This window comes from Pseudonocardia kujensis, assembly GCF_021283305.1.
GTDB classification, from domain to species: Bacteria; Actinomycetota; Actinomycetes; order Mycobacteriales; family Pseudonocardiaceae; genus Pseudonocardia; species Pseudonocardia kujensis.
In genome coordinates, this window is the sequence record NZ_JAJSOK010000054.1 from 24,932 (window position 1) to 47,744 (window position 22,813).

18 protein-coding genes and 1 riboswitch are annotated in these 22,813 nt (G+C 74.6%); of the genes, 13 read left to right on the forward strand and 5 right to left on the reverse strand.

Annotated features, from left to right (window positions below; genetic code table 11):
• Positions 1–35: 35 nt before the first annotated feature.
• Positions 36–158, forward strand: a riboswitch (cobalamin riboswitch).
• A gap of 61 nt (positions 159–219) precedes the next feature.
• Positions 220–3,990 (forward strand): cobaltochelatase subunit CobN, encoded by a 3,771-nt coding sequence (gene cobN, locus LWC35_RS28540; RefSeq protein WP_232873366.1) that lies wholly within the window; start codon positions 220–222, stop codon positions 3,988–3,990.
• A gap of 239 nt (positions 3,991–4,229) precedes the next feature.
• Positions 4,230–4,961, forward strand: coding sequence for an oxygen-binding di-iron domain-containing protein (locus tag LWC35_RS28545; RefSeq protein ID WP_232873367.1), 732 nt, complete (start codon positions 4,230–4,232; stop codon positions 4,959–4,961).
• 3 nt (positions 4,962–4,964) lie between these two features.
• Here the strand turns inward: LWC35_RS28545 and LWC35_RS28550 are convergent, their stop codons facing one another.
• Together LWC35_RS28550 and LWC35_RS28555 are read right to left on the reverse strand one after the other, a co-directional pair.
• Positions 4,965–6,470, reverse strand: coding sequence for an MFS transporter (locus tag LWC35_RS28550; protein WP_232873368.1), 1,506 nt, complete (start codon positions 6,468–6,470; stop codon positions 4,965–4,967).
• A 106-nt stretch (positions 6,471–6,576) separates the two neighbouring features.
• Positions 6,577–7,002 carry a MarR family winged helix-turn-helix transcriptional regulator gene (locus tag LWC35_RS28555; protein ID WP_232873369.1) on the reverse strand — a complete coding sequence of 142 codons (426 nt, stop codon included), beginning with the start codon at positions 7,000–7,002 and terminating at the stop codon, positions 6,577–6,579.
• Positions 7,003–7,104: 102 nt separating this feature from the next.
• On the opposite strand from LWC35_RS28555, the gene LWC35_RS28560 reads away from it, so the two are divergent.
• From LWC35_RS28560 to LWC35_RS28575, 4 genes are read left to right on the forward strand one after another with little or no spacing between them, the layout of a single operon-like run.
• The gene (locus LWC35_RS28560; RefSeq protein WP_232873370.1) at positions 7,105–8,190 is read left to right on the forward strand and encodes a substrate-binding domain-containing protein; all 1,086 of its coding nucleotides are present in this window, start codon (positions 7,105–7,107) and stop codon (positions 8,188–8,190) included.
• Between the two features lie 49 nt (positions 8,191–8,239).
• On the forward strand, positions 8,240–8,524 hold the full coding sequence (locus LWC35_RS28565; protein WP_232873371.1) for an FmdB family zinc ribbon protein: 285 nt from the start codon (positions 8,240–8,242) through the stop codon (positions 8,522–8,524).
• A gap of 43 nt (positions 8,525–8,567) precedes the next feature.
• Positions 8,568–9,815, forward strand: coding sequence for a formamidase (fmdA, locus tag LWC35_RS28570; RefSeq protein WP_232873372.1), 1,248 nt, complete (start codon positions 8,568–8,570; stop codon positions 9,813–9,815).
• The gene (locus LWC35_RS28575; RefSeq protein WP_232873373.1) at positions 9,812–10,840 is read left to right on the forward strand and encodes an alpha/beta fold hydrolase; all 1,029 of its coding nucleotides are present in this window, start codon (positions 9,812–9,814) and stop codon (positions 10,838–10,840) included. Before fmdA ends, LWC35_RS28575 begins: the two co-directional genes overlap by 4 nt.
• A gap of 1 nt (position 10,841) precedes the next feature.
• Here LWC35_RS28575 and LWC35_RS28580 read toward each other — a convergent pair whose 3' ends face one another.
• Together LWC35_RS28580 and LWC35_RS28585 are read right to left on the reverse strand one after the other, a co-directional pair.
• Positions 10,842–12,470, reverse strand: a complete 1,629-nt coding sequence (locus LWC35_RS28580; protein ID WP_232873374.1) for a RecQ family ATP-dependent DNA helicase — start codon at positions 12,468–12,470, stop codon at positions 10,842–10,844.
• 95 nt (positions 12,471–12,565) lie between these two features.
• Complete coding sequence (locus tag LWC35_RS28585) at positions 12,566–13,939, reverse strand: MFS transporter (protein ID WP_232873386.1); 1,374 nt, start codon at positions 13,937–13,939, stop codon at positions 12,566–12,568.
• 176 nt (positions 13,940–14,115) lie between these two features.
• Between LWC35_RS28585 and LWC35_RS28590 the strand changes: the two genes are divergently transcribed.
• From LWC35_RS28590 to LWC35_RS28620, 7 genes are all read left to right on the forward strand, one after another.
• Entirely contained in the window at positions 14,116–14,913 is a 798-nt protein-coding gene (locus tag LWC35_RS28590; RefSeq protein WP_232873375.1) for a PIG-L deacetylase family protein, read from the forward strand.
• Positions 14,910–15,668, forward strand: a complete 759-nt coding sequence (locus LWC35_RS28595) for an AzlC family ABC transporter permease (RefSeq protein ID WP_232873376.1) — start codon at positions 14,910–14,912, stop codon at positions 15,666–15,668. Before LWC35_RS28590 ends, LWC35_RS28595 begins: the two co-directional genes overlap by 4 nt.
• On the forward strand, positions 15,661–15,975 hold the full coding sequence (locus LWC35_RS28600; RefSeq protein WP_232873377.1) for an AzlD domain-containing protein: 315 nt from the start codon (positions 15,661–15,663) through the stop codon (positions 15,973–15,975). The genes LWC35_RS28595 and LWC35_RS28600 overlap by 8 nt, the downstream gene beginning before the upstream one ends.
• The gene (locus LWC35_RS28605) at positions 15,972–16,466 is read left to right on the forward strand and encodes a GNAT family N-acetyltransferase (RefSeq protein ID WP_232873378.1); all 495 of its coding nucleotides are present in this window, start codon (positions 15,972–15,974) and stop codon (positions 16,464–16,466) included. Before LWC35_RS28600 ends, LWC35_RS28605 begins: the two co-directional genes overlap by 4 nt.
• Positions 16,467–16,617: 151 nt before the next feature.
• Complete coding sequence (locus tag LWC35_RS28610) at positions 16,618–19,719, forward strand: ATP-binding protein (RefSeq protein ID WP_269804971.1); 3,102 nt, start codon at positions 16,618–16,620, stop codon at positions 19,717–19,719.
• 101 nt (positions 19,720–19,820) lie between these two features.
• Positions 19,821–21,230 carry an FAD-binding oxidoreductase gene (locus tag LWC35_RS28615; protein ID WP_232873379.1) on the forward strand — a complete coding sequence of 470 codons (1,410 nt, stop codon included), beginning with the start codon at positions 19,821–19,823 and terminating at the stop codon, positions 21,228–21,230.
• A gap of 84 nt (positions 21,231–21,314) precedes the next feature.
• The gene (locus tag LWC35_RS28620; RefSeq protein WP_232873380.1) at positions 21,315–21,626 is read left to right on the forward strand and encodes a hypothetical protein; all 312 of its coding nucleotides are present in this window, start codon (positions 21,315–21,317) and stop codon (positions 21,624–21,626) included.
• A gap of 36 nt (positions 21,627–21,662) precedes the next feature.
• On the opposite strand, the gene LWC35_RS28625 is transcribed toward LWC35_RS28620, so the two are convergent.
• A complete protein-coding gene (locus LWC35_RS28625) occupies positions 21,663–22,721 on the reverse strand; it encodes a tartrate dehydrogenase (RefSeq protein WP_232873381.1) in 1,059 nt (352 codons plus the stop codon).
• Positions 22,722–22,813: the final 92 nt, after the last annotated feature.

Sequence of the window (22,813 nt, forward strand, 5' to 3'; positions counted from 1 at the left end):
GTGGGCCCGAGACAACCGCATACGGCGAGCGGGACCAGGAAGACCGGTGCGAGTCCGGCGCGGTCCCGCCACTGTCACCGGGGAGCAGACCCCGCACGGACGGCCACGGGGAGACCTGGAAGGCCGGGGCGAGCGCGGATCCGGGAGCCAGGACACTGACCCGCGCGCCGCGCACCACCCACCGACCCGGGACGCGGATCCCGCAGGAGAGGACGATCGATGACTGCTGCCCCGACCTCCGGCGGCCCGGGGCGGATCCTGCTGCTCTCGACCTCCGACACCGACCTTCTCTCCGCCCGGGCCTCCGGCGCCGACTTCCGCCTGGCCAACCCCAACCGCGTGCTGCTCGACGAGCTGCCGGCGATGGTCGCCGAGGCCGCCGTCGTCGTGGTGCGGGTGCTGGGCGGGTACCGGTACTGGGAGGAGGGCCTGGACCTCCTGCGCGCCTCCGGGACCCCGCTCGTCGCGCTCGGCGGCGAGATGGCGCCCGACGCCGAGATGATGGAGCTGTCCACCGTCCCCGCCGGCGTCGCGGCCGAGGCGCACACCTACCTCGCGCAGGGCGGGGCCGGCAACCTCCGCCAGCTGCACGCCTTCCTGTCCGACACGGTGCTGCTCACCGGCGAGGGCTTCGCGCCGCCGCTCGCCCTGCCCGAATGGGGAGTGCTGGAGCGTCCCCGAACCGACGACACGGCTCCCGCGCAGGGCCCGACCGTCGCGGTGCTCTACTACCGCGCCCAGCAGCTCGCCGGGAACACCGCGTACGTCGAGGCCCTCTGCCGCGCGATCGAGGCCGAGGGCGCCACACCGCTGCCGATCTTCTGTGCCTCGCTGCGTCAGGCCCCGGCCGCGCTGCTGGAGACGCTGAAGCAGGTCGACGCGATGGTGGTCACCGTGCTCGCGGCCGGCGGGACCAAGCCCGCGCACGCGCAGGCGGGCGGCGAGGACGAGGAGTGGGACGTCGCGGAGCTCGCCGCGCTCGACGTTCCGATCCTGCAGGGCCTCTGTCTCACCTCCAGCCGCGCCGCCTGGGACTCCAACGACGACGGGCTGTCCCCGCTCGACGTCGCCACCCAGGTCGCCGTGCCCGAGTTCGACGGCCGGCTGATCACCGTGCCGTTCTCGTTCAAGGAGGTCGACCCGGACGGGCTGTCGGTCTACGTCCCGGACAAGGAGCGGGCCGCGCGGGTCGCCGGCATCGCCGTCCGGCACGCCGAGCTGCGGCGGATTCCCAACGCGGACAAGAGGATCGTGCTGATGCTCAGCGCGTACCCGACCAAGCACGCGCGGATCGGCAACGCGGTCGGTCTGGACACTCCCGCCTCGACCGTCGCCCTGCTGCAGGCCATGGACCGCGCGGGCTACGACGTCGGCGAGTTCCCCGGCGTGGTGGCGGGCGACGGCGACGCCCTCATCCACGCCCTCATCGAGGCCGGCGGGCAGGACCCGGACTGGCTGACCGAGGAGAAGCTGGCGGGCAACCCGATCCGGATCTCCGCCGCGCAGTACCAGCAGTGGTTCGACACGCTCCCGGAGGACTTCCGTTCCGGTGTGATCGAGCACTGGGGGCAGCCGCCGGGTGAGCACTACGTCCAGGACGGCGACATCGTCGTCGCGGCGCTGCGGTCCGGGAACGTCACGCTGATCGTCCAGCCGCCCCGCGGCTTCGGCGAGAACCCGGTCGCGATCTACCACGACCCGGACCTGCCGCCCTCGCACCACTACCTGGCGGCCTACCGGTGGCTCGCCGCCCGGGAGAGCGACGGCGGGTTCGGCGCGCACGCGATCGTCCACATCGGGAAGCACGGCAACCTGGAGTGGCTGCCGGGCAAGACCCTGGGCATGTCCGCCTCCTGCGGCACGGACGCAGCCCTCGGTGACCTCCCGCTGATCTACCCGTTCCTGGTCAACGACCCGGGCGAGGGCACCCAGGCCAAGCGGCGGGCGCACGCCACGCTCGTCGACCACCTGATCCCGCCGATGGCCCGTGCCGAGACCTACGGCGACATCTCCCGGCTGGAGCAGCTGCTCGACGAACACGCCAACGTCTCCGCGCTCGACCCGGCCAAGCTCCCCGCGATCCGCCAGCAGATCTGGACGCTGATGACCGCGGCGAAGATGGACCACGACCTGGGGCTCGACCAGCGCCCGCACGAGGCCGAGTTCGACGACATGCTCCTGCACGTCGACGGCTGGCTGTGCGAGATCAAGGACGTCCAGATCCGGGACGGCCTGCACGTGCTCGCGGCGGCTCCGGAGGGCGACACACGGGTCGACCTGGTCCTCGCGATGCTCCGCGCCCGGCAGATGTGGGGCGGCGAGCAGAACGTCCCCGGCCTGCGCGAGGCCCTCGGCCTGGTCGAGGACGGCACCGAGGCGCGTGGCGTCGTCGACGAGATCGAGCAGCTGGCCCACGCCCTGGTCGCCGACATGGAGGCCGCCGGCTGGGACCCCGACGCCGCCTCGGCGGTGGTGAGCGCGCGACTCGGCAGCCCGGAAGTCCCGACTCGCGCTGCAGGAACTCCCGACTCGCGGAACGGGCAGCAGGATCCCGCGAGTCGGGAGGAACAGCACCGCGAGTCGGGAGCTTCGGCAGCGCGAGTCGGGAGCTTCGAACACTCCGACGGGACGGACAGGGCGGCGACCGTGGAGCGGATCCTGCGGTTCGCGGCGAGCGAGATCGTGCCGCGGCTGGCGGAGACCGCGCACGAGATCGACCGCGTCCTGCACGCGCTGGACGGCGGGTTCGTCCCGGCAGGGCCGTCGGGGAGCCCTCTGCGCGGGCTGATCAACGTCCTCCCGACCGGCCGGAACTTCTACTCGGTGGACCCGAAGGCGGTGCCGAGCCGGCTGGCCTGGGAGACCGGGCAGGCGATGGCGGAGTCCCTCGTCGACCGCTACCGCCGCGACCACGACGGCGAGTACCCGCGGTCGGTCGGCCTGTCGGTGTGGGGCACCTCCGCCATGCGGACCAGCGGCGACGACGTGGCGGAGGTCTTCGCGCTCCTCGGCGTCCGGCCCGTGTGGGACGAGATGTCCCGGCGCGTCACGACGCTCGAGGTGATCGACCTCGAGGAGCTCGGCCGCCCGCGCATCGACGTGACGGTCCGCATCTCCGGCTTCTTCCGGGACGCGTTCCCGCACGTCCTGGCCCTGCTCGACGACGCAGTCCAGCTCGTCGGCGACCTGGACGAGACCGCCGAGCAGAACTTCGTGCGCGCACACGTCACGCAGGACGAGCAGCGCACGGGCGACCGGCGCCGCGCCACCACGCGGATCTTCGGTTCCAAGCCCGGCACGTACGGCGCGGGGCTGCTGCAGCTCGTCGACTCCAGGAACTGGCGCGACGACGCCGACCTCGCCGAGGTCTACACGACCTGGGGCGGCTACGCCTACGGCCGCGGGCTGGACGGCGCCCCCGCGCGGGACGACATGGAGACGGCCTACCGGCGGATCGCGGTGGCGGCCAAGAACACCGACACCCGCGAGCACGACATCGCCGACTCGGACGACTACTACCAGTACCACGGCGGCATGGTCGCGACCGTCCGCACGCTGACCGGCACCGCGCCCGAGGCGTACGTCGGCGACTCGACCCGGCCCGACGCCGTCCGGACCCGGACCCTGCACGAGGAGACCGCCCGCGTCTTCCGCGCCCGGGTGGTCAACCCGCGCTGGATCGAGGCCATGCGCCGGCACGGGTACAAGGGCGCCTTCGAGATGGCGGCCACCGTCGACTACCTGTTCGGCTGGGACGCCACGACCGGTGTCGTCGCGGACTGGCAGTACGAGAAGCTCACCGAGTCCTACGTCCTCGACCTGGACAACCGGAAGTTCCTGTCCGAGTCGAACCCGTGGGCGTTGCACGGCATGGCCGAGCGCCTGCTCGAGGCGGTGGAGCGCGGGCTGTGGGAGGCGCCGGAGCAGGCCACGCTCGACGCGTTGCGGCAGGCCTACCTGGAGACCGAGGGCGACCTCGAGGCCGAGTGACCGACGCGGGCGACCGACCGCGCAGCCGGACCGAGCAGGGATCCATGACGCTGCCGGGACGGGTCGTCGAGCGCGTCATGGATCCACGACGCTGGCGGGGCGGGTCGTCGAGCGCGTCATGGATCCCTACTGCGGTCGGACCTCGGCCTGCACCGGGTCCTGAGCCGTACCGGAACTACGTATCGACGGCGGCCCCCGCCGGCCCGGACACTCGGGTCCTCGCCCCGAGGAGGCCACCGATGGAGACCGTCGTCGACGAGATCGCGCCCGACCTCTACCGGCTGTCCACGTACGTGGAGCCGGTGGACCTCGCGTTCAACCAGTACCTGGTGGCGGGGGAGGAGCCACTGCTCTTCCACTGCGGCCCGCGGCAGATGTTCCCGCTGGTCAGCGGCGCCGTGGCCCGGGTGCTGCCGGTCGAGCGGCTGCGCTGGATCTCCTTCGGACACGTCGAGTCGGACGAGTGCGGGTCGATGAACGACTGGCTCGCGGTGGCCCCGGAGGCCGAGGTCGTGCACGGCATCCTCGGCGTGATGGTCTCGCTGAACGACCTCGCCGACCGCCCGCCGCGGGCCCTCGCCGACGGCGAGACGCTCGAGCTCGGCGGGCGGCGGGTGCGGTGGATCGACACCTCGCACGTGCCGCACGGCTGGGAGTCCGGGCTGCTCTACGAGGAGACGACCGGGACGTTGCTCTGCGGCGACCTGTTCACGGCGACGGGCCGGACCCCCGCCCTGACCGAGACCGACCCGGTGGGGCCGGCCCTCGCGGCGGAGTCGATGTTCCACGCGACCGCCCTGACGCCGGCCACCGGACCTGCGATCCGGGCGCTGGCCGACCTGCGTCCCGAGGCGCTCGGTCTCATGCACGGCCCGGCCTTCCGCGGGGACACCGCCCTGGCGCTGACCGAGCTGGCCGCGGCCTACGACCGGCTGCTCGACGAGGCCCTGGCCACCCGCACCCCGGCCTGACCCCTACGAGCCGGCGGGCCGGGCGGCGCCCTCCGCCCGGGTGGTGCCGCGCCGGCCGGACGCGGCCAGCGGGCTGGCGACGTCCTCGAGCGACTTCCCCTCGGCGTCGATCCCGAGGAACCAGGCCACGATGCCGCCCGCGACCATGACCGCGGCGCCGAGGATGTAGCCCCAGAACAACCGGATGGGCTCCGAACCGTCGCCGATCAGGCCGCCGTAGATCACCGGGCCGAGCGCGCCGAAGCACTGCGCGATGGCGAAGAAGACCGCGATCGCCTTGGCGCGCACCTCGAGCGGGAAGCTCTCGCTCACGGTGAGGTAGGCCGAGCTCGCCCCGGCCGAGGCGAAGAAGAACACCACGCCCCAGGCGATCGTCTGGGTCACGGCGTCGAGCACCCCCGCCTCGAACAGCCACGCGGTGATCGCGAGCAGCACCCCGGAGACGGCGTAGGTCGAGAAGATCATCTTGCGGCGCCCGACGGTGTCGAACAGGTGGCCGAGCACGAGCGGCCCGGCGAGGTTCCCGACCGCGAAGGCGATCAGGTAGAGCGGCTGCGACGCCGACGGGACGCCGAAGAACTTGCCCAGCACCAGGGTGTAGGTGAAGAAGATCGCGTTGTAGAGGAAGGACTGGGTGATCATCAACGAGGCGCCGAGGACCGCCCGGGAGGGGTACTCCTTGAACAGCACCCGGGTGAGCGCGAGGTAGCCGATCTGCCTGGCGGGCGTGAGGTCGATCGCCTTGTTCTCCGGGACCTTCTCCAGGTGCCGGCCGCTCTGCTCGACCTCGTGCTCGATGTAGGAGATCGACTGCTCGGCCTCCTCGGCACGCCCGTTCATGATCTGCCAGCGCGGGCTCTCCGGCAGGTGCCGGCGCACCACCAGGACGATCAGGCCGAGCACCGGGCCGAGCAGGAAGCCGATCCGCCAGCCGATGCCCACGTCGAGCACGTGCAGCAGCAGGAGCGTGCCCACCGTCCCGATCAGGGAGCCGGCCCAGTAGGTGCCGTTGACGGCGATGTCGACCCGGCCGCGGTAGCGCGCCGGGATCAGCTCGTCGATCGCGGAGTTGATCGCCGCGTACTCGCCGCCGATCCCCATGCCCGCGACGAAGCGGGTGACGTAGAGGAAGGCCACCCAGCCGGGGCCCGAGCCCAGCGTGAGCGCCGTGAGCCCGCTGCCGACGAGGTAGACGGCCAGCGTGATCATGAAGAGGTTGCGGCGGCCGAGCTTGTCCGAGAGCCGCCCGAAGAACAGTGCGCCCACGACCTCGCCCGCGAGGTAGACCGACGCGATCGCGCCGGCCGCGGCCGAGGACAGGTGCAGTGTGTCGGGCTCGGTCAGCACGTCGGTGATCGCGCTGGCCACGGTGATCTCGAGGCCGTCGAGGATCCACGCGACGCCGAGTGCGATGACCATGCGGGTGTGGAAGGGCGACCACGGCAGCCGGTCGATGCGGGCGGGGATGAGGCTGCGGACCGTGCCCATGGGCTTGTCGGCGATCGTCACGAGAACCTCCTGGGAGTGCGACCACCGCGCTACCCCGAAGTTCTTTGCGTTATGCAACGCCGTTGTGGGCCGGTCCGGATCGTCCGGATCCGACCGCCCGAACGGCTCAGCGCGCCAGGCCGCCGAGGTGTCGGAGCAGCTCGCCCGCGGCGGGGCCGAGCTCCCGCAGCAGTGCCGCCTCGACCTCCCGCACCGCCGGCGCCAGCTGCCCGTGCAGCTCCCGCCCGCGGTCCGACAGCAGCACCAGCACGCGGCGGCGGTCGGTCTCGTCGACGCGGCGGTACACGAGCCCCTGGTCGATCAGCCGGTCGACGATCTTGGTCAAGGTGGGGGCGGGGACCCGGACGGCCGCGGCGATCCCGCTCATCGGGTGCCCCTCGCCGTCGGCGAGCAGGTCGAGCACGCGCCAGCGGTCGAGGCCGGGGCCGTCGGGGCCCAGGGCCTCCTCGATCCGCCGCTCGACCCGGTGCGCGGCGCCCGCGAGCGCGTCGAGGAGGCCGATGTCGGTGACCGATGGTGGTGCACTGCTCACGGCGGGTCCACTTCCTGCGGGGAGGGGTGACGGGGAGGGGCGTCCTGGTCAAGACTCTCACGGGGAGGACTCCGACGGCGGACGCGACCGGGGAGGTCCGCGATGCGCACGGCCGGCAGCGGCGGGGACGGCAGCGGGGTGGGTGACGTCGTGGACGTCGCCTTCGTGGTGCCCCGCAGCGGTCCGGCGGGGCTCTTCGGTCCCGCCTGCGAGTCCTGCGGCGCCTTGGCGGCGGACGAGCTGAACGCGGCCGGGGGCGTGTTGGGCCGGGAGGTCCGGCTCCGCGCGGTCGACGGCGGCCGCGCCCCGGCCCAGGTCGCCGCGGAGGTGGGGGCGCTCGTCGAGGCGGGCGCGGTGCAGGCGGTGTCCGGCTGGCACATCTCGGCCGTCCGACAGGAGATCGCGCCGCGGGTCAGCGGCCGGGTGCCGTACGTCTACGCCCCGCTGTACGAGGGCGGCGAGCGCACGCCCGGGGTGTTCCTCGCGGGCGAGACCCCGGACCGGCAGGTGCTGCCCGGGCTGCGCTGGATGGCCGCGGAGCTGGGCGTGCGGACCTGGTGCATCGTCGGCGACGACTACGTGTGGCCGCGCGTGTCCGCACGGGCCGCCCGGAGCTGGGCGCGGACCACGCCCGACGTGCGGATCCTCGACCAGGTCTTCGTGCCGCTCGGCACCGAGGACTTCTCGGACGCGCTCGAGCGGGTGCTGCGCTCGGGCGCCCGAGGCGTGCTGATGTTCCTGGTCGGCTCGGACGCGGTGCGCTTCAACCGGGCCTTCGCCGCGGCGGGCGGCGACCGCCGGTGCGTGCGGTTCAGCCCGCTGATGGAGGAGAACATGCTGCTCGCGAGCGGGCCGTCGCGCGAGCTGTACTCCGCGGCGGCCTGGTTCGAGAGCCTGCCGACGGCGGCCGGCCTGGACTTCTCGCGCCGCTACGTCGAGCGGTTCGGGCCGCGCGCGCCGGTTCCCGGCGCCCTCGCCGAGTCCTGCTTCGAGGGCCTCACGCTGCTGGCCCGGCTGGCCGAACGGGCCCGGTCCCTCGACGTCGACGCCGTGTCCGGGGCGGGGGAGGGGATCGCCTACGAGAGCCCGCGGGGCGACGTCGCGCTGGTGCACAACCACCTCCGGCAGGACGTCTACCTGGCCCGGGCCGACGGTCTCGAGTTCGACGTGCTGGCCCGCTTGACCTGATTGCTGTCGCTCGACATAGTTTCACATGACAGTAATCGGGGAGGTGCCCGTGCCCACCTACGCGTTCCGCTGCCCCCACTGCGGGGGGTTCGACGTGATCCGGCCGATGCGCGAGGCGGGTGCGCCCGCCACCTGCCCCGAGTGCGGGTCGACGGCCCGCCGGGTCTTCGAGTCGCCCGCCCTGCGCGCGGGCAACCCGGCGATGCGCCGCGCGCTCGACGCCTCGGAGCGCAGCGCCGACGAGCCCGCCGTCGTCTCCTCGCTGCCCGGCCGCAACCCCAGGGCCACCCCGATCAGCCGGGACCCGCGGCACGCCCGCCTGCCCCGTCCCTGACGCAAGTCCGGCTCGAACGCACCGCCGACCAGGAGGTACCGCCATGCCCGACGTCGTCTTCACCGTGGACCAGGCGAAGTCCATGCGCGACCAGAAGGCACCCGGCCACAACCGGTGGCACCCGAGCATCCCGCCGGCGGTGACCGTCGCCCCCGACTCGTCGATCCGCGTCGAGTGCCGGGAGTGGACGGACGCCCAGATCGGCAACAACGACTCGGCCAACGACGTCCGCGACGTCGACCTGACCCGCGCCCACATGCTCTCCGGACCGATCGCGATCGAGGGAGCGGAGCCGGGCGACCTGCTCGTCGTCGACATCCTCGACCTCGGCCCGGTGCCCCAGGAGACGGGCCCGGCGCCCGGCCAGGGTTGGGGCTACACCGGCATCTTCTCGAAGCAGAACGGCGGTGGCTTCCTCACCGACCGCTTCCCCGACGCCTACAAGGCGATCTGGGACTTCTCCGGCCAGGTCGCCACCTCCCGCCACCTCCCGGGCGTGAGGTACACCGGCATCACCCACCCCGGGCTGTTCGGCACCGCGCCCAGCCACGAGCTGCTCGACCGGTGGAACAACCGGGAACGGGCGCTCATCGCCACCGACCCGGACCGCGTGCCGCCGCTGGCCCTGCCCCCGCTGGAGGAGAGCACCCTGGGCGGCAGCGCGACCGGCGACGTCCTCGCCGAGATCGCCCGCGACGGCGCCCGCACCGTGCCCGCCCGCGAGAACGGCGGCAACCACGACATCAAGAACTTCACCCGCGGCAGCCGCGTCTTCTACCCGGTGCACGTGCCGGGCGCCCTGTTCTCCGGCGGCGACCTGCACTTCTCCCAGGGCGACGGCGAGATCACCTTCTGCGGCGCCATCGAGATGGGCGGGTTCATCGACTTCCACGTCGACCTCATCAAGGGCGGCATGGAGACCTACGGCGTGACCACCAACCCGATCCTGATGCCGGGCAACGTCGAGCCGCGGTACTCCGAGTTCCTCACCTTCATCGGCATCGGCGTGCAGCACGAGACCGACACCCAGCTCTACAACGACGCCACCGAGGCCTACCGCAACGCCTGCCTCAACGCCGTCACGTACCTGGAGAAGTTCGGCTACTCGGGCCCGCAGGCCTACCTGCTGCTCGGGTCGGCACCGATCGAGGGCCGCGTCTCCGGCGTCGTCGACATCCCGAACGCCTGCTGCTCGCTCTACCTGCCGACCGCGATCTTCGACGACGACGTGCGGCCTTCGGCGAGCGGCCCGGTGCGCAAGGACCGGGGGAGCTGTGCGGTGAGCTCGTGACGGGTCCGGACGCCTCGTACGAGGTCCACGAGATCCCGGAGCTGCCGCTCGAGGTGGACGTGACGCTGCGGCCGGCCCGGATCGCCTACCAGACCTACGGCGAGCTGAACGCCGACCGCAGCAACCTGATCCTCTACCCGACCTGGTACTCGGGGCGGCACTGGGACAACGAGTGGCTCATCGGCGAGGGGATGGCGCTCGACCCGGCCCGGTGGTTCATCGTGGTGCCGAACATGCTGGGCAACGGGCTGTCGTCGTCGCCGTCGAACACCCCGCCGCCGTGGGACCGGGCCCGGTTCCCGAGGATCGACGTGCGGGACAACGTCGCGGCGCAGCACCGGCTCGTCACCGAGGTGTTCGGCGTCGAGACGCTGCCGCTGGTGCTCGGTTGGTCGATGGGCGCGGGGCAGACCTACCAGTGGGCGGTCAGCCACCCGGAGATGGTGCAGCGCATGCTGCCCTTCTGCGGCTCGCCGCGGACCGCCCCGCACAACAAGGTCTTCCTGGACTCGCTGCGCGCGGCGCTGACCGCGTCGGTGGGCTTCGACGGCGGCTGGTACCCGCCGGACGACTGGCCCGTCGGCGGTCTGCGGGCCTTCGCCCGGATCTACGCGGGCTGGGGCTTCTCGCAGGCCTTCTACTGGGACGAGGTGTGGCGCGAGCTGGGCCACTCCTCGCTGGAGGACTTCGTCGTCGACTTCTGGGAGGGCTTCTTCCTCGACGGCCGGGACCCGAACAACCTGCTCACGATGCTCGACACCTGGTGGAACGGCGCCGTCGGGAAGACGCCGGGGTTCTCGTCCACCGAGGAGGCCCTCGCCTCGATCCGGGCGAAGGCGATCGTGATGCCGGCGGAGAAGGACCTGTACTTCCCGCCGGAGGACGAGGCGTGGGCCGTCTCGCACATGCAGGACGCCGAGCTGCGCGTGATCCCCGGGGTGTGGGGGCACTTCGCGGGCGGCGGGAGGAACCCGGTGGACACGGCGTTCATCGACGCCGCGGTGAAGGAGCTGCTCGACCGGTGAGTCACTCCCGGACGTCGAGGAGGCCCCTCTCCTCCACGGCCTCCCGGGAGAGCGTGGTGTAGCCGCGCTCGTCGAACAGCACGGTGAGCCGGTCGGCCTCGGTGGCGAGCACCACGCCGTCGCCCCACTCGGGGTGGCGGACGGGGGTGCTGGGCGTGAACGCGGCGTCCTCGTCGCCGACGTCGGCCGGCACGTGCTCGGCGGCCGACCCCGAGCCGCAGGTGTCGCAGTGCCCGCACGGCCCGCCGAGCTCCTCGCCGAAGTAGCCGAGCAGGTAGCGGCGCCTGCACCCGCCGGTCTCGGCGTACTCGCGCACCAGGTCGATACGGGAGCGGACGAGCCGGCGGTGCCGTTCGGCGGCCTCCGCGGCGGCGTCGACCGCCTCCTGCGCCGACAGGTCGGCGCGGGACACCCGGCCCTCCTCGATCCGCACCGCGCCCACCTGCTCGAGCAGGTTGAGCGCGGTGGTCCGGCGCTGCGGCGACAGCCCGGAGCGCTCGCCCAGCTCCTTGCCCGTGACCGGGCCCTGCTCCAGGGCGGTGAGGACCGCGCGCAGCGCCTCCGGCTTGGGCCGGCGGGCCACCAGGAACCGCTGCAGGCGCAGGTCGTCGTGATGGTGGTGCAGCTCGATCGTCGCCGGCCCGCCGTCCCGGCCGGCCCGCCCGATCTGCTGGTAGTAGGCGTCGAGGGAGCCGGGGGAGGCGGCGTGCAGCACGAACCGCACGTCCGGCTTGTCGATGCCCATCCCGAACGCGGAGGTGGCGACGACGACGTCGAACGTGCCGTCGAGGAAGCCGTCGTGGACCTCCACGCGGCGCTTGCGGTTCAGCCCCGCGTGGTAGTGCGCGGCGCGCAGGTCCGGGCCGGCCAGGGCCTCGGCGTACCGCTCGGCCTCCTTGCGGGTGGCGACGTAGACCAGGCCCGGCTTCGGCAGCTCGCGCACCCGCTCCACGATCTCGCGGTGCCGGAGGTCGTCGTCCGCGTAGACCTGCACGGTGAGGTGCAGCTCGGGCCGGTCGAAGCTCGCGACGATCTCCCGCGGCTCGCGCAGGCCCAGGCGCTCGACGATGTCCGCCCGCACCGGCGGCGCGGCGGTGGCCGTCAGCGCGACCACCGGCGGGTGGCCGAGGCGCGCGATCGTCGCGCCGATGCGCAGGTAGTCGGGGCGGAAGTCGTGGCCCCACTCGGAGACGCAGTGCGCCTCGTCGACCACGAAGAGGCTGGTCCCGGCCTCGATCAGCCGCTCCACGACCTCGTCCTTGGCGAGCTGCTCGGGCGCGAGGAACAGGTACTCGGCCGCACCCGCGGCGAGCGCCTCCCAGGCGTGGTTCGTGCGGGCGGCGGCCTGGGCGGAGTTGACGGTGACCGCCTCGGGGACGTCGCGCTCGGCGAGCCCCTGCTGCTGGTCGTGCTGCAGCGCGATCAGCGGCGACACGACGACGGTCGGGCCCTCGAGGAGCACGGCCGGCACCTGGTAGATCGCCGACTTGCCGGCGCCGGTGGGCAGGACGGCGAGGACGTCGCGGCCCTCGAGGAGGTGCTCCATGCCGTCGAGCTGGTCGGGGTGCAGCTCGGGGAAGTCGAACCGGTCCGCGGCCGCGCGCTGCAGCCGCTCACGTGCTGTCGTCACCGGCGGGTGCTACCCGGAGGTCGCACGATCACAACCTGTGCCCTGCCGGGACGTGACCCTCATGTCGTGGATCTCCTCCTGCGACGGGGCGCGGGTCACCGGTCGACCGGGTGCGGCGCCGTGCGGGGCGCGACGGCCGCGCCGACCAGGGCGAGCACGACCAGCACGACCAGCAGCACGGGCAGCGCGACGGCCGGGGTGACCAGCACGGCGAGCAGCGCGCCGCCGAGCCCGACGAAGGTGGCCTGGGAGAGCTGGTCGGCGAGCTGGGCGGCCGAGGAGTGGTAGCCGACCTCGTCGGCGCGCGAGGCGGCCAGCAACAGCGCGGACAGCGAGGAGAAGCCCAGGCCCATGCCCACTCCGGCGACCAGCCAGAGCGGCGGCGCCGCCCAGGCGACACCCCAGGGCGGGGCGACGACCAGCAGGCCGGCCGTCCCGGTCGCGATCAGCAGCATCCCGATCCGCAGCAGCCGCGGCCGCGCCAGCTCCGGCCGCCGCCCCTGCCAGGCGGCCGCCCCGGACCAGCCCAAGGAGCCGACGATCAGCGGCAGCCCGGCCGCCGACAGCGACCAGCCGTGCGTCGCCGTCAGCATCAGCGGCAGGAAGGCGGTCACCGTGAAGAACGCCCCGGCGATCAACCCGCGCCCGGCGACCACGGCGGCGATCCCGCGCCGCGCCCGGACGGTGCCCGCCGGGACCAGCCGCCGCAGCGCCGGGACGAGCACGGCCAGCGCGGCCGCCGCCAGCAGCGCACCGACGATGGTCGGGTGCTGCCCGGCCCAGCTCAGCGCGGCGACGCCGAGTGCCGCCGCCACCGCCGCCGGCACCAGGCCGCGGTGCGGCGGCGCGGGCTCGGCGGGCGGGGCGAGCCCGCGCACCGCCGGCAGCACCAGCAGCACGGCCAGCGCCACCAGCGGCAGCAGCCCGAGGAACACCCAGTGCCAGGACAGGTGCTCGGTGACCACACCGGCGACCGGGGGCCCGACCAGCGACGGCACCACCCACGCCGACGACACCAGACCGAAGACCGCGGGCCGGGCGCGCTCGGAGTACACCAGCGCGATCAGCACGTACACCGCGACGCCCTGGGCGCCCGCGCCGAGGCCCTGCAGCAGCCGCCCGGCCAGCAGCCAGGGCAGCGACCCGGCGGTGCCGGCCACGAGCAGGCCCAGCCCGAACACGGCCGGGGCGAGCAGCAGCACCAGGCGGGGACCGCGGGCGTCGCACCACCGGCCGCCGAGCACGGTGCCCACGACCGTCGTGGCGATGAAGGCGACGAAGGGCCAGGCGTAGTCGGCGAGGGTGCCGAGCTCGGCCACGACCGCCGGCATGGCGGTGCCGACGCCCATCTGCTCGAACGCGACGAGGCTGATCAGCAGCACGATCCCCACGGTCACCGCGCGCCGGCGGTGCCCGAACAGCTCGTCGCGGACGGTCGGGACCGGGCCCGGCAGCTCGTTCGGCGGCATCGTCACGCCACGACCCTGCAGGCTGAACTGCGGTTGAGGTCAAGCGGGTTCCTCGCGGGCGTTCGGGTGGCCCGGGTCACCGAACGCGGCTCGAACGAGCGCCGAACGGGCCGTTCCTAGCGTCGGGTCCGTACTCGCTCGCAGACCCGGTCCACCCCCTTGCCCCAGGAGCAGCCATGTCCCGCACGCCGTCCTCCCTCCGCCCGGCCCCGGCGATCACCGACGCCGCCGACCTCGGCACCGTGCTCGGCGTCTGGGCCCATCCCGACGACGAGGCCTTCCTCTCGGCCGGGTTGATGGCCGCGGCCACGGAAGCCGGTAACCGGGTGGTCTGCGTGACCGCCACGCTCGGCGAGCACGGCACCGCCGAGCCGGAGCGCTGGCCCCCGGAACGGCTGGCCGCGGTCCGGGCGCACGAGCTGCGGGCCTCGCTGGCCGTCGTCGGCGTGACCGAGCACCACGTGCTGGGCGTCACCGACGGGCGCTGCGCCGCGCAGCCGCACGACGCGATGGTGTGGCGGCTCGCCGGGATCGTCGGCGCCGTCGCCCCGGACACGATCGTGACGTTCGGCCCGGAGGGCATGACCGGGCACGAGGACCACCAGACCGTCTCGGCCTGGGCCACCGAGGCCCGTGCGCTCGCCGCGCCCCGGGCCCGGCTGCTCTACGCGACGACCACCGAGGAGTTCGTGGAGCAGTGGGAGCCGGCGCGGGCGGCGTTCGACGTCTTCCTCGCCCACGGACTGCCGCTGCGCACCCCCGCCTCCGCGCTGGCCGCCGAGCTCCGCCTCTCATCGGCGGAGGTCGACCGCAAGGTCGTCGCGCTGCGCGCCCAGGCCTCCCAGACCTCCGGGCTGCTCGCTGCCGTCGGCGAGGAGCGGTTCCGGCAGTGGTGGTCGACCGAGGCGTTCGTGGCCGCGGAGTCCGTGTCCGTGCGGGCCCGCGAGTGGGGCACCTGGCGGGTGGCGGCATGAGCGCCTGCCGCAGCGAGCCCGGCGCCCCGGAAGCCGGACCGTCGCCGGTCCGGCGGGCCCTGACGGACTCCGCCGCGGTGATCGCGGCCTACCTCCCCTTCGGCCTGACGCTGGGCGCCACGCTGGCCGGCACGACGCTGCCCCCGTGGGTGGCCTGGGCCTCCTCGCCGCTGCTGTTCAACGGCGCCGCCCAGCTCGTGGCGGTCACCCTGCTCGACGGCGGGGCGGGCGCCGTCCTCGTGGTGCTCGCCGCGCTGGTGATCAGCGCGCGGATGCTGCTGTACGGCGCCTCGCTCGCCCCCTACGCAGCGGAGTGGCCGCGCCGCTGGCGGTGGCTCGGCGGGTACGTGCTGACCGACCCCGTGTACGCGCTGGCGATCGGGCGCTTCGGTCGCCCCGACCGCGGCGGCGGGTCGCGCGCGCGGCTCGTCTACTACCTCACGGTCGGCGTCACGCTCTACACGGCGTGGCAGCTGCTGACCGGGGCCGGGGTGCTGCTGGGCGGCCTGCTGCCGCAGTGGCTGCATGTCGAGCTCGCGGCGCCGCTGACCTTCCTGCTCCTGCTGCTGCCGATGCTCACCGGTCGCGCCGCGTACGCCGCCGCGGCGGCCGCCGGCGCCGTCGCGGTGAGCGCCATGACCCTGCCGCTCGGTCTCGGCCTGGTCGTCGGGGCCGTGGCCGGCATCGCCGCCGGCGTCGCGGTCGACGCCCGGCGCGTGCGGACCCGACAATCGGACGGAGCGCGTGATGCGTGAGCTGCTCGTCCTCGTCGCCGTCGGCGCCGGGACCTACGTGATGCGAGCGGCGTTCCTGGTGCTCGCCCGGCCCGCGCCGCCGGCGCCGCTCGCGCGGGTGCTGCCCCACGTCGGCCCCGCGGTCCTGGGTGCGATCGTCGCGCCGGCGCTGCTCGCCCCGCACGGGGCGATCACCGTCGCCGGCACGGTGCCCGCCCTCCTCGCGGCGGCCGGGGCCTGGGTGCTGTGGCACCGGACCCGCAACCTGCCGATCGCGCTGTTCGGGGCCCTCGCCCTGGCCCTGCTCACCACGCTGGTGTTCCGGTGAGCGCCGAGGTCCGGATCGTCGAGCTCGGGCCCGGCCGGTTCGACGTGCTCGACGCCGTCGTCGGGGCGCTCTCGCCGACGAGCCGGTACCTGCGCTTCCACACCCCGGCCCCACGCCCGACCCCGGACGTGCGCGAGGCGCTCGCGGCGGTCGACGGGCGGTCGCACATCGCGGTCGCGGCCTTCACCGCCGACGGCCGGCCGGTCGGGATCGCCCGGCTGGTCGCCGTGGCCGACGGCCCCTCCGATCTCGCCGTCGAGGTCGTCGACGAGTGGCAGGGTCGGGGGATCGGCGCCCGGCTGGTGCGCAGCGTCGTCGAGCTCGGCCGGGCCGCCGGGCACCGGGCGGTGCACGCCGACGTGCTCGCGGAGAACGTCGCGGCCCAGGCGTTGTTCTTCACCGTGTTCCCGGCGGCGATCGCCATGCCGGGCGCCCACGAGGTCGGCTTCGCGGCGGAGCTGGCGAGCTCCCGGGTGCCGTGCGCGGCGTGACCTCCCAGTGTCCGATTTGTCCCGCCCGGGTCCTCACTGCCCCGTTCGGTCGACGGGCCGTCGTCCACCCGGCCCTGCCGTCGGCCGGGCCCGGCCGGGACGCTGACGGGCAGGTGCCCGGCTCGGTCGGCCGTGCGGAGGTGACGCCGCGATGCTGCAGGTCACCCTCCTGGGCGAGCAGGTGGTCCGGGACCCCGGCGGCGCGGTCCGGGTCCGGTCCTCGCGCAGCCTGCTGCTGGTCGCCTTCCTCGTGGTGCACGCGGGCTCGCCGCAGCCCCGGCACCGGATCGCCCCGCTGTTCTGGCCGGACTCCACGGACGACCAGGCGCTGACCAACCTGCGCCGCGAGCTGCACCACTTGCGGGGCCTGCTCGACGACGGGGCCTCGCTGGTGGTGAGCACCCGGGACCTGTGCTGGCAGGACGCCCCCGACTGCCGGGTCGACGTCCGCGAGTTCGCCCGGTCGCGCGCCGCCGCACTGGCCGCCCGGGCGCGGGGCGACACCGACGGGTTCCTCGGCCATGCCGGCGCCGCCCTCGACCGGTACCGCGGCGAGTTCCTGCCCGGCGGCACGGACGACTGGGTGCTGGAGGCGCGCGCGGCGCTCGAGGAGCAGTGCGTGGACCTGCTCGACCGGGTCGTGGAGGTGCAGGCCCGCGGCGGCGATCCCGCCGAGGCCGTCGGGCCCGCGAAGCGCCGGGTGCAGCTGCGGCCGCTGGAGGAGGCCGGCTACCGGACGCTCATGGCGTTGCAGGCCGAGGCGGGGGACCGGGCCGGGGCGGTGGGCACCTACCACCGCTGCGCGTCGATCCTCGAGCGCGAGCTCGGTGTGGCGCCCGACCCGCTCACCCGCACCACACTCAACCGGGTGCTGGCCCGCGGCGGCCCCGCACCGGCGCCGGCCACGGCGCCCACGCGCACCGGCCGGGCCGGCACGCAGCTCGTGGGCCGGGTCCGGGAGGTGCGGCTCCTGCAGGAGCGGTGGCGGGCGGCCGCGGCCGGCCACCCGGGCCTGGTCCTCCTGCACGGCGACGCCGGGGTGGGCAAGACCCGGCTGATGACCGAGCTGTCCGACCGCGTCCGCCGCGAGGGCGGGGTGGTCGCGGGCGCGCAGTGCTTCGGGACCGCGGGCCGGCTGGCGCTCGCCCCGGTGGCGGACTGGTTGCGCACCCCGGCTATCCGGTCGGCCCTGACCGGGCTCGACGACGTCTGGCGCACCGAGGTCGAGCGGCTGGTCCCGGCGGCGCGGACCCGGACGGACCCGGGCCCGCCGGCGATGGTCGACGCCTGGCAGCGCCACCGCTTCCACGAGGGCATCACCCGCGCCCTGCTGCACCTCGGCCGCCCGGTCCTGTTGACGATCGACAACCTGCACTGGTGCGACCCGGAGACGCTGGCCTTCCTCACGTTCTGCCTCGCGCTGACCCCGGACGCCCCGATCCTGGTGGTCGCCACCGTCCGCGACGAGCCGGACGACCACGAGCCGGGGCTCGCGCAGTGGACCACCCGCATGCGGGCGACCGGTCTCCTCACCGAGGTCGCGCTGCCGCCGTTCGACACCGCCGACACCGCGACGCTCGTCGAGGCGGTCACCGGGCGGGCCCCGGAGCCCGGCGCCGCGGCACTGCTGCAGGCCACCACCGGCGGGTTCCCCCTCTACATCGTCGAGACGGCCCGGGCGGGCGACGGGTCCGGCGCGGTCCCGGACGGCCGGGTCACCGCCGTGCTCGTCCGGCGGCTGGCACAGACGAGCCCGGCCGCCCGCGAGATCGCGGGGCTGGCGGCCGCGGTCGGCCGGGACTTCGGCCTCGACCTGCTGACGGAGGCCGCCGACCTCGACGCCGACGCGGTGGTCGGGGCCGTCGACGAGCTCTGGCGCGCCCGGATCCTGCGCGAGACCGCCGACGCGTACGACTTCTCCCACGACCTCCTGCGCGAGGCCGCGTACACCCAGGTCAGCCCGCCGCGGCGGTGGCTGCTGCACCGACGGGTCGCGCAGGCCCTGGAGATCCTGCACGCGGCGGACCCCGAGGGGATCTCGGCCCAGCTCGCCGAGCAGTACGCCCGCAGCGGGAACGGCGAGCGGGCCGTCGCGTGCTACCGGCGCGCCGCCGACGTCGCGGCCGGGATGTTCGCGCACGGCGAGGCCGTCCGGTTGCTGGACGAGGCGCTGGCGATCGTGCACACCCTGCCCGAGGGCCGGGACCGCGCCCGGCGCGAGCTGACCCTGCTGGAGGCCCTCGCCGCCCCGTTGAACGCGCAGCTCGGGTACTCCTCGCCGCGGGTGCGCGCGACCCTGGAGGACGCGATCGCCCGGGCCGAGGCGCTCGGCCGCCGGGACTCGCTGCTCAACGGCCTGGTGGGGCTGTGGGCCTCGCTGTTCGTCCACGGCGACACCGAGGAGGCGCACCGGGCGGCCGGGCGCGCCCTGGCCCTCGTCGAGCCGGACTCCGAGCTGAGCGGTCCCGCGCACTTCGCGTACGGCGGCTCGGCGCTCAGCCTGGGCCGGCCCGCCGAGGCGCTCGAGCACCTCACCCTGTCCGCCGGCTTCGGCGGGTTCCACCCGCTCAGCATCGGCACCCGGTCCGACGTGCACGGGCGGGCGTTCGCGGCGCACGCGCAGTGGCTCCTCGGCGACCCCGACGCCGCGCTGACCAGCAGCGCGGACGCGATCGCCCTGGCCCGTACGACCGGCAACGCCTACGTCCTCGCCGTCGCGCTCGCCTACGGGGCCATCACCCACCAGCTGCGCGACGACCGGGCGGAGCTCGGCCGCGTCGTGGACGAGCTGCGCGGGCTGTGCGACCGCTACGGGTTCGCCTACTACGGGGACTGGGGCCTGGTCCTCGACGGGTGGTCGCGGACCGACGCCTCGGGCACCGACCTCCTCCGGGCCGGGATCGCCAGCCTCGAGGCGCACGACGCCTTCGCGCGGATGCCGTACTGGCTCTCCCTGCTCGCCGACCGGTTCGACCGGGACGGCCGGCGCGACGAGGCCGTCGCCACCCTCGACGCCGCGCTCGCGGCCGGCCGGGCCCACGACGACCTGTGGTGGGCCCCCGAGGTGATGCGCCGGCGGGCGGCGTACGACGACGACGGCGGGAACGGGAGCGGGCGCGCCGTCGCGCGGCTGCGGGCCGCGGCCGACCTGGCCGCCGAACAGGGGAGCGTCGCGCTGCTCGCCCGGTGCCGCGCCGACCTCGAGCTCCGCGGCGTTCCGGCCGCGGCGTTCGGCGTTCGCCCGGCCACCTGAGCGCCGACGCGCGGCCCGAACGGAGGGTGAACGGCGCGTTCCGAGGATCGGTGGGTGTCGCGTCCGAGCACGTCGGAGGCACCGACCGAGAAGGAGCGAGCGTGACCACCACGCCTGCGCGCACCACCGCCCCCTACCCGGAGCTCGCGGCCGCCCTGCGCGGCGAGCTGGTCCGGCCCGGCGACCCGGGCTACGACGCCGCGCGCGCCGTCTACAACGGCATGATCGACCAGCGGCCCGCGGCGATCGCCCGCTGCCACGGCACCGCCGACGTCGTGGCCACGGTGCGGTTCGCCCGCGCCCACGACCAGGAGATCGCCGTCCGTAGCGGCGGGCACCACGCCGCCGGCCTCGGGGTACGGGACGGTGCGCTGACGATCGACCTGTCGGCGATGCGCGGCACCGCGGTGGACCCCGCCGGACACACGGTCCGGGTCGACGCCGGGTGCACATGGGGCGACGTCGACCACGCCACGGTGGCCCACGGCATGGCCACGCCCTCCGGCTTCATCGCCTCGACCGGCGTCGCCGGCCTGGCGCTCGGCGGGGGCATCGGCTACCTCACGCGCCGGTTCGGCCTCACGGTCGACAACCTCGTCTCCGCCGACGTCGTGCTCGCGGACGGGCACGTCGTGACCGCGAGCACCGGCTCGCACCCGGACCTGTTCTGGGCCCTGCGCGGGGGTGGCGGCAACTTCGGGATCGTCACGTCGTTCACGTTCCGCTGCCACGAGATCGGCGAGCGCGGGACCGTCGTCGCCGGCCCCGTGCTCTACGACCTGGCCGACACGGCCGAGGTGCTGCGCTGGTACCGCACCGTGGTGCCCTCGCTGCCGGAGGAGCTGAGCGGCTGGTTCGCGCTGCTCACCATCCCGCCCGCGCCGCCCTTCCCGGAGGAGCTGTGGGGCCGAAGGGCCTGCGGCATCGTCTGGTGCTACACCGGCCCGCACGACCGGGCGGACGAGGTGCTGGCGCCGGTCCGCGAGTTCGGGTCGCCGCTGCTCGTCGGCGTGCAGCCCATGCCGTTCACGGCCCTGCAGAGCGCCTTCGACGGCCTCTACCCGGCCGGGCTGCAGTGGTACTGGCGCGCGGACTTCTTCGACGAGATCTCCGACGCCGGGATCGCCGTGCACGAGAAGTTCGGGCCGCGGCTGCCCAGCGGGCACTCCACGATGCACCTGTACCCGATCGACGGCGCGGCCTCCCGCGTCGCCGAGGACGAGACCGCGTTCGCCTACCGCGGCGGCGGGTGGGCCGGGGTGATCGTCGGGGTCGACCCGGACCCGGCCAACGCCGAGGAGATCACCCGGTGGACCCGCGAGTACTGGGAGGAGCTGCACCCGACCTCCGCGGGCGGCGCCTACGTCAACTTCCTCATGGAGGAGGGCGACGACCGGGTGCGGGCCTCCTACCGGGGCAACCACGACCGGCTCACGCGGGTCAAGCGCCGCTACGACCCGGACAACGTCTTCCACCTCAACCAGAACATCGCGCCCGCCACGGACGCCTGACCCGCCTGCCGGCCGGCGCGGCGGGCGGGGCGCGGGGTCCCGCCCGCCGCGGGCCGGTCGTCGGGCCGGACCGGAGATCGGATCATGAGTCGCTTCGTCGCACTGCTGTCCGCCCTCGTGCTCGCCGTCCTCGTGGTCGCCCACGGGGCGCCCGGCTCCGGGGTCGCCGCGTCGTGCCTGGTCGCCGCCGCCCTCGGGGTCACGGGGTGGGGCCTGGTGCGGCAGCACCGCCGCGGCCGCCTCCGCTTCCGGCTCGCCCGGTTCCGGCCGGCCGCCCCGTTCACCGGGCTGCTGCCGGAGGGGGACCGGGCCCGGCTCGCCGAGGACCTGCAGGCCCGCCCGGACGCCCCGGCGCACCTCGTGGACCGGCTGCGCCGGCCGGTGCCGGGGCGCTGAGACCGTCCCTCGGAGTCCCTCCCCGGCGGCCGCGCCTCAGAGTCGGTCGAGGAGGGCGCGGGTGAACTCCGCGGTCCCGGCCGTGCCGCCCAGGTCGCGGGTGCGGACGCCGTCCGCGAGCTGGGCCCGCATCGCACCGACCACCTCGGCGCCCGCCTCCGGGTGCCCGAGGTGGTCGAGCAGCATCGCGGCGGACCAGATGGCGCCCAACGGGTTCGCCAGGTCCTTGCCGGCGATGTCCGGCGCCGAACCGTGCACGGGCTCGAACATCGACGGGAACTCCCGCTCCGGGTTCAGGTTGCCCGACGGCGCGATCCCGATGGAGCCGGCGACCGCGGCGGCGAGGTCGGACAGGATGTCGCCGAACAGGTTCGAGGCCACGATCACGTCGAAGTCCGCGGGCCGGAGCACGAGCTTGGCGGCGAGGGCGTCGATGTGCTCGGTGCGTAGCGCGACCCCCGGGTGCGCGGCCGCCCGCTCGGCCACCACCTCGTCCCAGAACGGCATGGTGTGCACGATGCCGTTGGACTTGGTGGCGCTCGTGACGTGCCCGCGCCGCGACTCGGCCAGCGTGAAGGCGTAGTCGGCGATCCGGGTGATCCCGGCGCGGGTGAACACCGCCTCCTGCACGGCCAGCTCGGAGGGCAGGCCGCGGTTCATCCGGCCGCCGATCTCCGAGTACTCGCCCTCGGCGTTCTCCCGGACGACCACGAAGTCCACCTCGCCGGGCTTCGCTCCCGTCAGCGGCGACGGCACGCCGTCGAGGACCGCGATCGGCCGCAGGTTCACGTACTGCGCGAAGGCGCGGCGGATCGGGATCAGCAGGCCCCACAACGAGACATGGTCGGGGACGCCGGGCCAGCCGACCGCGCCGAGCAGGATCGCGTCGTGCGACCGGATCCGGTCGAGGCCGTCGGCCGGCATCATCGCGCCCTCGTGGGCGTAGCGCTCACAGGACCAGTCGAACTCGTCGTAGGCGAAGGAGATCCCGTGCCGGCGGCCGACGGCGTCGAGCACGGCGGTCGCGGGCGGGACCACCTCCTGCCCGATGCCGTCGCCGGGGACGAGCGCGATCCGGTAGGTCGTTCCTGCCATGCCCCACCTTCTCAGCCGGCCCCCCGCCGCGCTGCGGGAGCCGGCCACACCTCGGCTTTGAGGCAGGTGCATCTGGCGGATCACGGCCGCGT

Excerpts from the sequence above, each read along its gene's own strand:
- fmdA (WP_232873372.1), top strand. The coding sequence starts at position 8,568 with ATGCCCGACGTCGTCTTCACCGTGGACCAGGCGAAGTCCATGCGCGAC.
- LWC35_RS28545 (WP_232873367.1), top strand. The coding sequence starts at position 4,230 with ATGGAGACCGTCGTCGACGAGATCGCGCCCGACCTCTACCGGCTGTCC.
- LWC35_RS28590 (WP_232873375.1), top strand. The coding sequence starts at position 14,116 with ATGTCCCGCACGCCGTCCTCCCTCCGCCCGGCCCCGGCGATCACCGAC.
- LWC35_RS28620 (WP_232873380.1), top strand. The coding sequence starts at position 21,315 with ATGAGTCGCTTCGTCGCACTGCTGTCCGCCCTCGTGCTCGCCGTCCTC.
- LWC35_RS28585 (WP_232873386.1), bottom strand. The coding sequence starts at position 13,939 with ATGCCGCCGAACGAGCTGCCGGGCCCGGTCCCGACCGTCCGCGACGAG.
- LWC35_RS28610 (WP_269804971.1), top strand. The coding sequence starts at position 16,618 with ATGCTGCAGGTCACCCTCCTGGGCGAGCAGGTGGTCCGGGACCCCGGC.
- LWC35_RS28625 (WP_232873381.1), bottom strand. The coding sequence starts at position 22,721 with ATGGCAGGAACGACCTACCGGATCGCGCTCGTCCCCGGCGACGGCATC.
- LWC35_RS28560 (WP_232873370.1), top strand. The coding sequence starts at position 7,105 with ATGCGCACGGCCGGCAGCGGCGGGGACGGCAGCGGGGTGGGTGACGTC.
- cobN (WP_232873366.1), top strand. The coding sequence starts at position 220 with ATGACTGCTGCCCCGACCTCCGGCGGCCCGGGGCGGATCCTGCTGCTC.
- LWC35_RS28600 (WP_232873377.1), top strand. The coding sequence starts at position 15,661 with ATGCGTGAGCTGCTCGTCCTCGTCGCCGTCGGCGCCGGGACCTACGTG.
- LWC35_RS28595 (WP_232873376.1), top strand. The coding sequence starts at position 14,910 with ATGAGCGCCTGCCGCAGCGAGCCCGGCGCCCCGGAAGCCGGACCGTCG.